Origin of the sequence: Streptomyces sp. NBC_00122 (assembly GCF_045160845.1) — a bacterium.
Lineage (GTDB): Bacteria > Actinomycetota > Actinomycetes > Streptomycetales > Streptomycetaceae > Streptomyces.
Genome location: NZ_CP108191.1, coordinates 4,674,029 through 4,687,725, shown reverse-complemented (window position 1 = coordinate 4,687,725; position 13,697 = coordinate 4,674,029). Strand labels below are relative to the sequence as shown.

At 71.1% G+C, this 13,697-nt stretch carries 13 protein-coding genes and 1 riboswitch; of the genes, 6 read left to right on the top strand and 7 right to left on the bottom strand.

Annotated features, from left to right (window positions below; genetic code table 11):
• Positions 1-8 precede the first annotated feature (8 nt).
• The 6 genes from OG737_RS22370 (at position 9) to OG737_RS22345 (ending at position 5,865) form a co-directional block, all read left to right on the top strand.
• The gene (locus OG737_RS22370; RefSeq protein ID WP_328927903.1) at positions 9-1,100 is read left to right on the top strand and encodes a Rossmann fold nucleotide-binding protein; all 1,092 of its coding nucleotides are present in this window, start codon (positions 9-11) and stop codon (positions 1,098-1,100) included.
• An 80-nt stretch (positions 1,101-1,180) separates the two neighbouring features.
• Positions 1,181-2,086: a hypothetical protein gene (locus tag OG737_RS22365; protein WP_328927902.1), complete on the top strand. Its 906-nt coding sequence runs from the start codon at positions 1,181-1,183 to the stop codon at positions 2,084-2,086.
• 137 nt (positions 2,087-2,223) lie between these two features.
• The gene (locus OG737_RS22360) at positions 2,224-2,823 is read left to right on the top strand and encodes a hypothetical protein (RefSeq protein WP_328927901.1); all 600 of its coding nucleotides are present in this window, start codon (positions 2,224-2,226) and stop codon (positions 2,821-2,823) included.
• A gap of 134 nt (positions 2,824-2,957) precedes the next feature.
• Positions 2,958-3,194 (top strand): ferredoxin, encoded by a 237-nt coding sequence (locus OG737_RS22355; RefSeq protein ID WP_328927900.1) that lies wholly within the window; start codon positions 2,958-2,960, stop codon positions 3,192-3,194.
• The gene (locus OG737_RS22350) at positions 3,184-4,578 is read left to right on the top strand and encodes an FAD-dependent oxidoreductase (RefSeq protein WP_328927899.1); all 1,395 of its coding nucleotides are present in this window, start codon (positions 3,184-3,186) and stop codon (positions 4,576-4,578) included. The genes OG737_RS22355 and OG737_RS22350 overlap by 11 nt, the downstream gene beginning before the upstream one ends.
• A 39-nt stretch (positions 4,579-4,617) precedes the next feature.
• Complete coding sequence (locus tag OG737_RS22345) at positions 4,618-5,865, top strand: cytochrome P450 (RefSeq protein WP_328927898.1); 1,248 nt, start codon at positions 4,618-4,620, stop codon at positions 5,863-5,865.
• Here OG737_RS22345 and OG737_RS22340 read toward each other — a convergent pair.
• The 7 genes from OG737_RS22340 to pyrH form a co-directional block, all read right to left on the bottom strand.
• On the bottom strand, positions 5,862-6,926 hold the full coding sequence (locus OG737_RS22340) for an ABC transporter ATP-binding protein (protein ID WP_405678309.1): 1,065 nt from the start codon (positions 6,924-6,926) through the stop codon (positions 5,862-5,864). The genes OG737_RS22345 and OG737_RS22340 overlap by 4 nt on opposite strands.
• A complete protein-coding gene (locus OG737_RS22335; protein WP_328930442.1) occupies positions 6,926-8,542 on the bottom strand; it encodes an iron ABC transporter permease in 1,617 nt (538 codons plus the stop codon). Before OG737_RS22335 ends, OG737_RS22340 begins: the two co-directional genes overlap by 1 nt.
• Positions 8,543-8,637: 95 nt before the next feature.
• Positions 8,638-9,735, bottom strand: a complete 1,098-nt coding sequence (locus OG737_RS22330; protein WP_405678312.1) for a thiamine ABC transporter substrate binding subunit — start codon at positions 9,733-9,735, stop codon at positions 8,638-8,640.
• Positions 9,736-9,820: 85 nt separating this feature from the next.
• Positions 9,821-9,930, bottom strand: a riboswitch (TPP riboswitch).
• 58 nt (positions 9,931-9,988) lie between these two features.
• The gene (gene rlmN, locus OG737_RS22325; protein ID WP_328927894.1) at positions 9,989-11,101 is read right to left on the bottom strand and encodes a 23S rRNA (adenine(2503)-C(2))-methyltransferase RlmN; all 1,113 of its coding nucleotides are present in this window, start codon (positions 11,099-11,101) and stop codon (positions 9,989-9,991) included.
• 93 nt (positions 11,102-11,194) lie between these two features.
• Entirely contained in the window at positions 11,195-12,262 is a 1,068-nt protein-coding gene (locus tag OG737_RS22320) for a phosphatidate cytidylyltransferase (protein WP_328927893.1), read from the bottom strand.
• Complete coding sequence (gene frr, locus OG737_RS22315; protein WP_030016386.1) at positions 12,262-12,819, bottom strand: ribosome recycling factor; 558 nt, start codon at positions 12,817-12,819, stop codon at positions 12,262-12,264. The genes OG737_RS22320 and frr overlap by 1 nt, the downstream gene beginning before the upstream one ends.
• Before the next feature lie 85 nt (positions 12,820-12,904).
• The gene (pyrH, locus tag OG737_RS22310; protein WP_328927892.1) at positions 12,905-13,687 is read right to left on the bottom strand and encodes a UMP kinase; all 783 of its coding nucleotides are present in this window, start codon (positions 13,685-13,687) and stop codon (positions 12,905-12,907) included.
• Positions 13,688-13,697 lie beyond the last annotated feature (10 nt).

Here is a 13,697-nt window from a genome sequence, read left to right as displayed (position 1 = left end):
TGGGCCGAATGGTCAACGCAGACATCGAGATCGAGACGCTCGCCGAATTCGACCGGGTCGTGGCCCGCGGCTCGCTCAGCGGTTACCGGATCCAGTCGGTCAACCTGCTGGAGCGGACGTTCGCCCTGCTGTCCGCCGACACCTCGGCGGCCGTGTTCCTGGGCTGCGCGATGGAGCCCGACGCCTCGGCGAAGGTCCGCGCCGACGGCGCGCTGGTCTTCCCGCCCGTGCCGGACCTGCCGTTCAACCCGTACCGGAGCCTGCTGTACACGCCCGAGGAGCTGTTCGCCGGGCTGCTCGGCGGGTACGAGGCCACTCCCGACGCCCAGGCCTACGCCTGGTTCCAGGAGACCAAGGCGGACGGCGACGTCTTCTCCTCGATGCTGCGCTCCATCCACGACGACGCCGTCTCCGACGCGCTCGACGAGCACCTCGCCGGTGCCCGGGTGGTCGGCGTGATGGGCGGCCACGCCATGTCCCGGGGTGGTGCGGAGTTCCGGGGCGCGGCCGAGCTGGGCCGGGCGCTGGCCCGGTCCGGGTTCACGGTCGCCACCGGCGGCGGGCCCGGCGCGATGGAGGCCGCCAACCTCGGCGCCTACCTGGCCCCGGCCCCCGACGAGGCCCTCGCCGAAGCCCTGGAGCTGCTGGCCAAGGCCCCGTCCTTCGCCCCGTCCGTGTCCGACTGGGCGCAGGCGGCCTTCGCCGTACGCGACCGGTGGCCCGACGGCGGCGACTCGGTGGGCATTCCGACCTGGTTCTACGGTCACGAGCCGCCGAACGCCTTCGCGGGCCACATAGGCAAGTACTTCGCGAACGCCACCCGCGAGGACGGACTGCTGGCGCGGTCCACGGCGGGCGTGGTGTTCCTGCCGGGTGCGGCGGGCACGGTCCAGGAGGTCTTCGACAGCGCGACGCCGAACTACTACGCGTCGCGGGGCGAGCCCGCGCCGATGATCCTGGTCGACCGGGCCCACTGGACCGAGCACCTCCCGGCCTGGCCCCTGCTCCAAGCGCTGGCGCGCGGCCGGGCGATGGAGTCCCGGATCGCCCTCGTGGACTCGGTGGACGAGGTTCCTGGCGCGCTCGCGTCGATGAGCTGAGCTCTCGAAGCAACTTCCCGGCCCGTTCTTACGTCTGGCAGAGGTACCGCAAAACCTGCCAGACGTGAACGGAGCCCTTGGTGCTCATAGGCCTGCTGACCGCTGTCGCGGCGTCCATCTGCTACGGGACGGGATCCGTCCTGCAAGCCGTCGGATCGCGCCGCGCCGCCCGGATGTCCCCGTCCGCCGCCGGGGTGACGGCGCACGGCGGCCCCAACCTGTCGTCCACCGCCAAGGCGGCGATGACGTGGGAGTTCATCGTCGGCACGATCCTGGACTTCGTGGGCTTCGGGCTGGGCGCTCTGGCGGCCCGGTTGCTGCCGCTCTTCCTCTCGCAGACCGTGATCAGCGCCAATCTGGTGATCACGGCCGTGCTGAGCGTGAAGATGCTGGGCATCCGGCTGAGCCGCAAGGAGTGGACCTCCATCGGAGTGGTCTGCACGGCGCTGGTGCTGCTGGCGACGGCGGCGGGCCACGAGGGCGGCCACCACGCGCCGATGTCCACGCACTGGTGGCTGCTGGGGATCACCCTGCTGCTGATGGCGGGCGGCACGGTGGCCGTACGGCTGCTGGGCGGCGGGGCGGCGATCCTGGCGGGCCTGCTGTCCGGCCTGGGCTTCGGCGCGCTCGGCGTCGGCGTCCGGATCCTCGACGGCATCGACCCCTTCGACCTCGGCACGCTGCTCTTCGACCCGGCGCTCTACGCCATCGTGGTGGCGGGCGTCGGCGGCATGTACCTGCACACCGTCGCCCTCCAGATCGGCTCGGTGAACGGTGCGACGGCGGCCCTGGTCGTCGGCGAGACGGTCCTCCCGGGCGCGATCGGCGTCCTGTGGCTCGGCGACGCCTCGCGCCCGGGCCTCGCCTGGCTGGCCGTCCTGGGCTTCGTCCTGGCCGTGACCGGGGCGGTGGCGGTCGCCTGGTACGGCAAGCACGAGGGCTCCGACGCGGAGGCGGACGCCCCGGTCCCCGAACCGGTGGCGTAGGCGGGCCGGTTCACCTGGTCGGCCGGTTCACCCGGTCGGCCGGTTCACCCGGTCGGCCGGTTCACCCGGTCGGCCGGTCCCCGATGGTGGCGGAGCCGCGCCTGCCGCTTGCTGGACGGGGGAGAAAGCGAGGGTTCATGGAACCCACGACTCAGCGGCTGCGGACCCCGCGCGCCGCGGGAATGGTCGGAGTCGCCTTCGCGCTGCTGCTCGCGGCGGCGATCGTGCTGATACGGATCGCCGTCCCGTCGGGGAACGCCGACACGGCCATCGATCCGGACCGGCGCTGGGCGGTACGGGTGGCCCTGGAGATCGTGCCCTTCGCCGGGATCTTCTTCCTGTGGTTCATGGGCGCCCTGCGCGCCCATACCGGCGAGGCCGAGGACAGATTCATCGCCACCGTGTTCCTCGGCAGCGGATTCGTCTTCGTCGCCACCCTGTTCGTCGCCGCCGGGGCGGCGGGCACCGTGCTGGCGGAGAACACGCCCTCCGGCTTCGGCCGCCACTACGCCTACACGATCCTCGCGACCTACTGCATGCGGATGGCGGCCGTCTTCGTCTTCGCGACCACGGCGATCGGGCGGCGGCTCGGGGCCTTCCCCAGGTCGCTGGGCGTGCTGGGCACCGTCGTCGGGCTGGTCCTGATCGTCATCGGGTCCGGTGTGCCCTGGTCCGAGCTGGTGTTCCCGGCCTGGGCTCTCGTCATCAGCGTCCACATCCTGCGAACACGGCGCTGACCTGCGCATCTGCCGCCCGGCAGGCCGTCCTTGGCTCCCGCGCGCATCCTGGATGAGGGGAGGGATCGGGGACGGGGGGCTCGGGGACGACTGGGATCACGCGGATGACCGGGCCACGGAAGGACGGGTCTTTCATGAGGCTTGTCGTCGACCTCAATCGCTGCCAGGGATACGCGCAATGCGCGTTCCTCGCTCCCGACGTGTTCGCCATGCACGGGGACGAGTCGTTGCTGTACAACCCGGAGGCCGACGAGGAGCAGCGCGAGCACGTCGCGCGCGCCGTCGCCGCCTGTCCGGTCCAGGCCATCCTCGTCGAATACGACGCGTCGGACGAGCCCGTACCCACCGCGGAGGTGCGCGGTGAACGGTGACGGAAGTCTGGAGCGCCTCAAGCGCGACGGCCGGATCGTCGTCGTCGGCGCCTCCCTGGCCGGCTTGCGGGCGGCCGAGACCATGCGCGAGAAGGGCTTCACCGGTTCGCTCACGATGATCGGTGACGAACCGTACGAGCCGTACGACCGGCCCCCGCTGTCCAAGCAGGTCCTGCTGGGCAAGGCGACCGCGGACCGCACCGCGCTCCCCCGCCGCCGGGACATCGACGCGAAGTGGCGTCTCGGGGTCCCCGCCACCGGCCTGGACATGGCGGGCCGGAGGGTCCGGCTCGCCGACGGTGACGAGGTGGAGTACGACCGCCTGCTCATCGCCACCGGCGTACGGGCCCGGCCGTGGCCGAACGAGGAGGAGGGAGCGCTGGACGGCGTCTTCGTCCTGCGCACCCGCGACGACGGCGCCGCGCTGGAACGCAGCCTCGCGGCCGGTCCCCGCCGGGTGCTCGTCATCGGAGCCGGCTTCACCGGTTCGGAGATCGCGTCCGCCTGCCGGGAGCGCGGCCTGCCCGTCACCGTCGCCGAGCGGGGCAACGCCCCGCTGGTCGGCGCGCTCGGCGGAGTCATCGGCGAGGTAGCGGCCGAGATGCACCGCACGCACGAAGTGGACCTGCGTACCGGTGTGATGGTGACCGCGCTGGAGGGCGACCCCTCCGGGCGGGTCCGCGCCGCGCACCTGTCCGACGGCGCCACCGTCGAGGCCGACGTGGTGGTCGTCTCTCTCGGCGCGCAGCGCAACACCGAATGGCTCGCCGGATCCGGACTGGGTGCGGGACCCCGCGGCATCGCCTGTGACGCGGGCTGCCGGGCCTTCAACATCTGGGGCATCGTCACCGACGACATTTATGTGGCAGGTGACGTGGCACGTTCCCCGCACGCTCTGTTCGGGTACCAGTTCCTGTCCCTGGAGCACTGGGGCAACGCCGTCGCCCAGGCCGAGACGGCGGCGCACAACATGCTCAGCGAGGGCATGGACCGCCGCCCCCACGTGTGGGTACCGGCCTTCTGGTCCTCCCAGTTCGGGGTGAACATCAAGTCCGTCGGCGTCCCTCCGATGGGAACGGAGATCCTCATCACGCAGGGCTCGCGCGACGAGCGCAGGTTCGCGGCCGTGTACGGGTACCAGGGGCGCGTCATCGCAGCCGTCACCTTCGACCAGTGCCGCTGGCTGCCGTTCTACCAGCACCTGATCGAGACGACCGCGCCGTTCCCGCCGCAGTTCGCCACCGTGGACCGCAGGCCGGAGGGGCACAAGGCCCTGGCCGCGGACTTCCCGGACCCGTCGGTGCCCACGCACGGCCCGACCATCACCCTCAGCGGCTACTCGCCGGCCGACCGGAAGATGACCTTCACCCCCGCGCGCCACTGACCCCGCCGCGCCCTCCCCCGAGGACCACGAGGACCTGTCATGACACAAGCCATCCTGCGGGAGATCATCGACTACGCGAACCGCGCCGATCCGTATCCGCTGTACGAGGAGCTCCGCAAGACACCGGTGTCCCAGGACAGCGACGGGCCGTACGTCATCAGCACGTACTACGAGATCCACAGCCTCCTCCACGACCCCCGGATCAGCTCCGACCGCCGCAACCTGACGCCGACGACGGGTGATCCGCTGGCCCAGACCGAGGAGGACGGGGAGACGGCCCTGCCGCCGTCCTTCCTCGGCCTCGACCCGCCGGAGCACGACCGGCTGCGCCGGATGACGAACCGGCCGTTCGGGCCGCCGCACTCCCCGCACCGGGTCCACGACATGCGCGGCGAGCTCAAGGGCATCGTCTCCGGGCTCATCGACGGCATCGTCGCGGCCGACGGGCTGGACCGGATCGACCTCGTCGACCAGTTCTCCTACCCCTTCCCGGTCTCGGTGATCTGCCGGCTGCTCGGTGTGCCGCCCGAGGACGAGCCGCGGTTCCACGTCTGGGCCGACACCCTCGCCGCAAGCCTGGACCCCGACCCGGACGCCGACCCCTCCCAGCGCCACAAGGGCTCGCAGGACACCCGGATGGAGCTCGGCATGTACCTGGCCGGGCTGATCGAGGAGCGCCGCAAGAACCCGGGCGACGACATGCTGTCCCACCTGGCGACCGCGGACACGCCGGACGGCACGATGACGACGATGGAGATCCTCAGCACCTCGGCCCTCCTGCTGATCGCGGGCCACGAGACCACCGTCAACCTCATCACCAACGGGATGCTGACCCTGCTGCGCCACCCGGAGGTCCTCCAGCGACTGCGCGAGGACCCGGGTATGGCCGTCCCCATCGTCGAGGAACTGCTCCGCTACGAACCGCCGGTGCAGCTGCTGCCCCAGCGCAGCCCGCTCACCGAGATCGAGATCGGCGGCGTCACCATCCCCAAGGGCGCGTCGCTCTGGCTGATCCTGGCGTCCGGGAACCGCGACCCCAAGCGGTTCGACCACCCGGACCGCTTCGACCCGGACCGCGGGGACATCCAGCACCTCGGCCTCGGCAGCGGGATCCACAGCTGCTTCGGGGCTCCGCTGGCCCGGCTGGAGGCCCAGCTGGCGCTGAGCGAGCTGGCCCGCAGGCTGGAGAACCCGCAACTGCTGGAGGACCCGCCCCCGTACCGTCAGAACGCGGTCCTGCGCGGCCCGCGCCACCTGCCCATCTCCTGCGACGGCATCCGCCCCTAGGCGGCGTCGTCCACGTCACCGAAGCCCGGGGCGTCCGCCGGGAGTACGACCACCTCCGCGGGGGCGAAGGTCACCGCGACCCGGTCCCCCACGGCGGGCGCCCCCGCCAGTGCGCACTCCGCCTCCAGCACCGGACCCGCCTCCGGCCGCAGCAGCAGTGCGACGTGCGTTCCCCGGAAGGTGCGGGAGAGCACCTCGCACCGCAGGCCGTCCGGCCCCAGCACGACCCCCGCCGGGCGGATCAGCAGCCGCCGCTCCCCGTCCGCCTCCCCATCGGGAACCGGCACCTTCCCCCACGGGGTCCCCGCCACGCCGCCCGACACCACGGCCGGCACCACGTTCTCGAAGCCGAGGAACCGCGCCACGAACTCCGACGCGGGCCGCTGCCACACCTCCAGCGGGGTACCGGCCTGCGCGATCCGCCCGTCGCACATCACCACCACCCGGTCGGCCAGCGCGAAGGCCTCCCCCTGGTCGTGCGTGACGGCCAGCACGGTCGTGCCCAGCCGGGAGAACAGGCCCTGCAGCTCCACCACGAGGCGCTCCCGTAGCCCGCGGTCCAGCTGACCCAGCGGTTCGTCCAGCATCAGCAGCCGCGGGGACGGGGCCAGTGCCCGGGCCAGCGCGACCCGCTGCTGCTCGCCGCCGGACAGGGAGGCCACCGCCCGCTTCCCGGCTCCGGGGAGCCCGACCAGCTCCAGCAGCTCCGCGACCCGGCCCTCGCAGGCGCTCTTCGAGGAGCCCCGCATCCGCAGCCCGAAAGCGACGTTCCCGCCGACGTCCCGGTGCGGGAACAGCTGGTGGTCCTGGAACATCAGGCCGACGCCCCGACGGTGCGTGGGCACGGCCGCCTGGTCCGCGCCGCCGAGCAGCACCCGCCCCGCGGACACCTGCTGGAGCCCGGCGACGACCCGGAGCAGGGTGGATTTGCCGCTCCCGCTCGGCCCCAGCACGCACACGATCTCGTGCTCGGCGACCCGCAGGTCCACGCGGTCCAGGGCGTACCCGCCCGCCCGCTCACCGAAGCGGACCGACACCCCTTCCAGCTGAAGCAGCGTCATCAGAATTCTCCGGAGGTCTTGTCGGGTCGCAGTCGCTCCAGCACCAGCAGGGACACCGCGCACACCAGCATCAGAATCGTGCTCAGGGCCATCGCCTGCCCGTAGTTCAGCTCACCGGCCCGTCCCAGCAGCCGCGCCACGGCCACCGGCAGCGTCGGCCGGTCGGGCCGGGCGATGAAGACGGTCGCACCGAACTCGCCCAGCGAGACGGCGAAGGCGAACCCGGCCGCGATCAGCAGGGCCCGCCGCACCAGCGGCAGGTCCACCTCCCGCCACGCCCGCAGCGGGGACGCGCCGAGGACGGCGGCCGCCTCCCGCAGCCGTGCGTCGACGGCGCGCAGGACCGGCAGCATGGTCCGTACGACGAAAGGCACGCCCACCAGCGCCTGCGCGAGCGGCACCAGGATCCACGAGGTCCGCAGATCCAGCGGCGGCTCGTCCAGTGTGATCAGGAAGCCGAAGCCCACCGTCACGGCGGACACCCCGAGCGGCAGCATCAGCAGCGCGTCGAAGCCCCGTACGAAACGGCCCGCCCGCCGGGTCAGCGCGGCGGCCGCGAGGCCTCCGACGAGCAGGGCGATGGCGGTGGCGGCGAGCGCGTACTGGAGCGAGTTCCAGATCGCCTCCAGCGGCGGCACCAGGAACGTTCCGCCGCCGGCGCCCGTGTCCTGCAGCGCCCGGTAGAAACCGAACCCGTATCCGCCGGGAACGTCGAAGGACCGTTCCACCAGCACGCCCAGCGGCAGCACGATCAGCAGCGCGATCGTCAGCAGCACCCCGCCCAGCAGGGCGCTCTGCGCCCAGCCGCGCGGCCGGTGGGCCGTACGCGCCGGGTCCACGAGCCGCAGCGCGGTCTCCCGCCGACGCACCGTCCGGGCGTGCACGGCGAGGACCCCGCCGATCGCCGCGAACTGCACCATCGTCAGCACGGCGGCCGTAGACAGGTCCAGGAACTGCGCGGTCTGCCGGTAGACCTCCACCTCCAGGGTGGAGTACGAGGGGCCGCCCAGGATCTGCACGACGCCGAAGGAGCTGAAGGTGAACAGGAACACCATCAGCGAGGCGGCCGCCACCGCCGGGGCCAGCGCCGGCAGCGTCACATGCCGCCAGGCGGCGAACCGTCCGGCGCCCAGCACGCGGGCGGCCTCCTCCTGGCGCGGGTCCAGCTGCGCCCAGAGCCCGCCGACCGTCCTTACGACGACGGCGTAGTTGAAGAAGACGTGCGCGAGCAGGATCGCCCACACGGTGGTGTCCAGCCGGACGCCCCACAGCTCGTCCATCAGCCCGCCCCGGCCGACCAGCGCGAGGAAGGCGGTACCGACCACCACGGTCGGCAGCACGAAGGGGACCGTCACCACCGCCCGCAGCAGCTGCTTGCCGGGGAAGTCGAGGCGCGCGAAGACGTACGCGGCGGGGAGTGCGATCACCAGCGTGAGCGCGGTGGAGGCGAGCGCCTGCCAGGTGGTGAACCACAGCACGTCGGCGATGTCGGGCCGGGCGAGCACCTCGCCGATCCGGCCGAACTGCCAGCCGTCGTCGGTCTTGAGCCCGCGCCCGACGATCGCGGCGACGGGATAGGCGAAGAAGAGCCCGAAGAAGACCAGGGGTACGGCCATCAGGGCGAGTCGCACCGCGATCGCCCGCCGGCCCTCGCGAGGGCCGGGGCCCGGTGCGGCGCCTCCCGGCGCCGCACCCGGCTCCTTGGTGCCGCTTACTTCACGACGAGCGAGGTCCATGCCTTGACCCACTGATCACGGTTCTTGGCGATGCTCTCGGGAGCGACGTTCTCGGGCTTCTCGATCACCACACCGTGCTTCGTGAACAGCTCCGGCAGGGAAGCGTCCTTCGTCACCGGGTTCACGAACATCTGGAGGGGCATGTCCTCCTGGAACTTCTTGCTGATCAGGAAGTCCAGGAGGGCCTTGCCGCCCTCCTCGCTCTTCGCTCCCTTCAGCAGACCCGCGAACTCGGTCTGGCGGAAGCAGGTGCCGGTGGAGACGCCGGTCGGGGCCTCGGCCGGCTGCGGCTCGCCGTACAGCACCTCGACCGGCGGGCTGGAGGCGTAGGAGACCACCAGCGGACGGTCGCCCTTGGCCTTCTTGCCGCCCGCGGAGCCCGAGAAGCGCTCGTTGTAGGCCTGCTCCCAGCCGTCGACGACCTCGACGCCGTTGGCCTTGAGCTTGCTCCAGTAGTCCTTCCAGCCCTCTTCGCCGTACTTGCCGACGGAGGCGAGCAGGAAGCCGAGGCCGGGCGAGGAGGTCGCCGCGTTCTCGGTGACCAGCAGGTTCTTGTACTCCGGCTTGACCAGGTCGTCCAGCGTCTGCGGCGGGGCGAGCTTCTTGTCGGCGAAGTACGCCTTGTCGTAGTTGACGCAGATGTCGCCGGAGTCGATCGGCGTGACCCGGTGCTCCTTGTCGAGCACGTACTCGGGCTTCACCCCGGCCAGGCCCTTGGCCTCGTACGGCGTGAAGATCCCGTTGTCGAGGGCGCGCGAGAGCAGGGTGTTGTCGACGCCGAAGAAGACGTCGCCGCGCGGGGAGCCCTTGGTGAGGATCTCCTGGTTGAGCGCCGCGCCCGCGTCCCCCGACTTCAGCACCTTGACGGTGTAGCCGCTCTGCTGCTCGAACTCCTTGAGGACCGTGTCGGTCACGTTGAAGGAGTCGTGGGAGACGAGCGTGACCGTCTTGGACTTCGGGGCGTCACTCGAACCCGCGGACTTGTCCTTGGCATCGCCGCCGCAGGCGCTGAGCGTGGCGACGCCCAGCGCGGCCGCGAGCGCTGCGCCCGCCAGCTTCTTGGTGGTGCTCACTGGTGAATTCCTCCTGGGATGTCCAGGAGAAGACGCGGCCCTGCCCGGCGCTCTTCGCGAGCGGACGCCGGGCAGGGCGCAACAGCTTGAGTGGTGACCGAACTTCCTACCCCGAATGACCGGGGCGAGGTTCAGAGGGTCTGCGGATGACGGATACCGCACTCTCAGCGCTGTGGCGCTCCCCTGTCGGAATATGAAATTGGTTCGGCCACAGGGTACCCCGTGGCCGATCGCGACCGGCCAGAACCGGAACCTAGCGCTCCGAAGCGGCCAGCTGACCGCACGCGCCGTCGATCTCCTGGCCGCGGGTGTCCCGTACGGTCACGGGGACGCCGTGCCGGGCGATGGCCTCCACGAAGGCCTTCTCGTCCTCGGGCCGCGAGGCGGTCCACTTGGAGCCGGGCGTCGGGTTCAGCGGGATCAGGTTGACGTGGACACGCTTGCCCTTGAGCAGCTTGCCCAGCAGGTCGCCGCGCCAGGCCTGGTCGTTGATGTCACGGATCAGGGCGTACTCGATGGAGATCCGGCGGCCGGACTTCTCCGCGTACTCCCAGGCCGCGCCGAGGACCTCGCGGACGTTCCAGCGGGTGTTCACGGGGACCAGGGTGTCGCGCAGCTCGTCGTCGGGCGCGTGCAGCGAGACCGCGAGGCGGCACTTGAAGCCCTCGTCGGCGAAGCGCAGCATGGCGGGGACCAGGCCGACGGTGGAGACGGTGATACCGCGCTGGGAGAGGCCCAGGCCGTCGGGCTCCGGGTCGGTGAGGCGGCGGATGGCGCCGACCACGCGGTTGTAGTTGGCCAGCGGCTCGCCCATGCCCATGAAGACGATGTTCGACAGCCGCGCCGGGCCGCCGGGGACCTCCCCGTCGCGCAGCGCGCGCATGCCGTCGACGATCTGGTGCACGATCTCGGCGGTGGACAGGTTGCGGTCCAGGCCCGCCTGGCCGGTGGCGCAGAACGGGCAGTTCATGCCGCAGCCGGCCTGCGAGGAGATGCACATCGTGACCCGGTCGGGGTAGCGCATGAGCACGGACTCGACGAGCGTGCCGTCGTGCAGCTTCCACAGGGTCTTGCGGGTGGTGTCGTTGTCGCAGCTGATGTGCCGGATGACGTTCATCAGGTCCGGGAGGAGCTCCTGCCGGAGCTTCTCGCGGGAGCCCGCGGGGATGTCGGTCCACTCGGCCGGGTCGTGCGCGTAGCGCGCGAAGTAGTGCTGGGAGAGCTGCTTGGCCCGGAACGGCTTCTCGCCGATCGCGGCCACCGCCTCACGGCGCTCCTCGGGAGTGAGGTCGGCGAGGTGCCGGGGCGGCTTCTTGGCTCCGCGCGGGGCGACGAAGGTGAGCTCTCCCGGAACAGGGCGGGCCATGGCAGGTACTCCTTGTAAGACGAAAGGCGCGCCGCAGAAGCAGCGCGCCTTCCAAGAGTAACCGCCCGGCGTGTTACGACGCCTTTCCGCAGGTCAGCCCGTACCGACGAACGCGGCCAGGAGCAGCCACACCACCGGGGCGGTCGGCAGCAGCGAGTCGAGCCGGTCCATGATGCCGCCGTGTCCCGGCAGCAGGGTGCCCATGTCCTTGATGCCCAGGTCCCGCTTGATCATCGACTCGCCGAGGTCGCCCAGCGTGGCGCTGACGGCGACCGCCAGGCCCAGGAGCAGGCCCTGCCACCAGGAGCCGCCGTCGATCAGGAACTCCATGCACAGCGCGCCGGCGGCCATCGCGAAGGCCACCGCGCCGAACAGGCCCTCGCGGGTCTTTCCGGGGCTGATGCGCGGCGCGAGCTTGGTCTTGCCGAAGCGCCAGCCGACCGCGTAGGCCCCGGTGTCGCTGACCACCGTCAGGAGCAGGAAGGTGATCACCCGCTGCGGCCCGTCGTCAGCGGTGAGCAGCATCGCGACGAAGGTGGCCAGGAAGGGCACGTAGAACGCCGCGAAGGCACCCGCCGTGACGTCCTTGAGGTAGTCCTCGGGCGGCTCGGTCATCCGCCAGACCAGGACCGCCAGCACGGTCAGGGCCATGGCCACCCAGGCGCCCTCGGCACCGCGGACGTATCCGGCGATGACCATGGCCGCGCCGCCGACGGCGAGCGGGACCAGCGGGGCCTTGATGCCCTTCTTCTCCTGCAGGCGGGAGGTGAGCTCCCACAGGCCCACGACGACCGCCACGACGATGACGCCGACGAAGACCGCCTTGACGATCAGCAGCGAGGCGAAGATGACGGCGCCGAGGCCGACGCCGACCCCTATGGCGGCACGCAGGTCCCGTCCCGCGCGCTTCTTCGGCGGCGGTGGCGAGGCGTCCTGCGGCTGCGGGGGCGGGGGGCTGGGCATGGGCTCCTGCGGCGGCGTCTCGGCGCGGAAGAGGAGGCCGCCGTCCGGGACGGCCCCCCGATCGCGTGCTTCCCGGTCGTCGAAGTCACGGCCGGCGGCATCGGGCACGATGGGCATGGGCCGAGTGTGCGGGCCCACCTGCGCATCGTATGCGGGACCCGCCGGAACTGGCTCCGGCTGCCAGGAAGAGTCGTTCATCAGACTTCGAGCAGCTCGGCTTCCTTGTGCTTGAGCAGCTCGTCCACCTGCGCGACGTACTTCGCGGTGGTGTCGTCGAGCTCCTTCTCGGCGCGGCGCACCTCGTCCTCGCCGGCCTCCTTGTCCTTGACCAGCTTGTCAAGGGCGTCCTTCGCCTTGCGGCGGACGGCGCGCAGGGAGATCTTGGAGTCCTCGGCCTTGGTGCGCGCGACCTTGATGTACTCCTTGCGGCGGTCCTGCGTCAGCTCGGGGAAGGTCACCCGGATGATGCTGCCGTCGTTGCTCGGGTTGACACCGAGGTCGGAGTCGCGGATGGCCTGCTCGATGTTGCGCAGGGCGCTCTTGTCGAACGGGGTCACGATCGCCATGCGCGGCTCGGGCACCGAGAAGGACGCGAGCTGGTTGATGGGCGTGATGGCGCCGTAGTACTCCGCCACGATCTTGTTGAACATCGCCGGGTGCGCACGGCCGGTGCGAATCGCGGCGAAGTCTTCCTTGGCGACGACGACGGCCTTTTCCATCTTCTCCTCGGCCTCGAGGAGGATCTCTTCGGTCACCACGTGCTCCTGCATGTCTTGAATGGATGGTTCAGGCGGGCGGGGCGGGCGGATCCGGTCCGGGCTCGGTCCGGCAGCGGACTGCTCAGGCCCGGGTTCCCTGGTCGCTGACGAGCGTGCCGATCTTCTCACCCTTGACGGCGCGCGCGATATTGCCCTCGGCGAGCAGCTCGAAGACGAGGATCGGCAGCTTGTTGTCACGGCACAGCGTGATGGCGGTCGCGTCCGCGACCTTGAGGTCGCGGGAGAGGACCTCTCCGTACTCCAGCGCGTCGAACTTCACCGCGTCGGGGTTCTTCTTCGGGTCGGAGTCGTAGACCCCGTCGACACCGTTCTTGCCCATGAGCAGGGCCTCGGCGTCGATCTCCAGGGCGCGCTGGGCGGCCGTGGTGTCGGTGGAGAAGTACGGCATGCCCATGCCGGCGCCGAAGATGACGACGCGGCCCTTCTCCAGGTGCCGCACGGCGCGCAGCGGGATGTACGGCTCCGCGACCTGGCCCATGGTGATGGCGGTCTGCACGCGGGAGTCGATGCCCTCCTTCTCCAGGAAGTCCTGGAGAGCGAGGCAGTTCATGACCGTGCCGAGCATGCCCATGTAGTCGGACCGGGCCCGGTCCATGCCGCGCTGCTGGAGTTCGGCGCCGCGGAAGAAGTTTCCGCCGCCGATCACGACGGCGATCTCCGCGCCGTCACGGACCACCGCGGCGATCTCGCGCGCGATGGCGTGGACGACGTCGGGGTCGACGCCCAGTCCTCTGCCACCGGAGAAGGCTTCGCCCGACAGCTTCAGCATGAAGCGGCGGCGGCCCTTCTTGTCCTGGTCGCTCTTGTCGTCGGAAGCGGTGTGGGGGTCCACGCCCTGATTCATGGAGATCTCC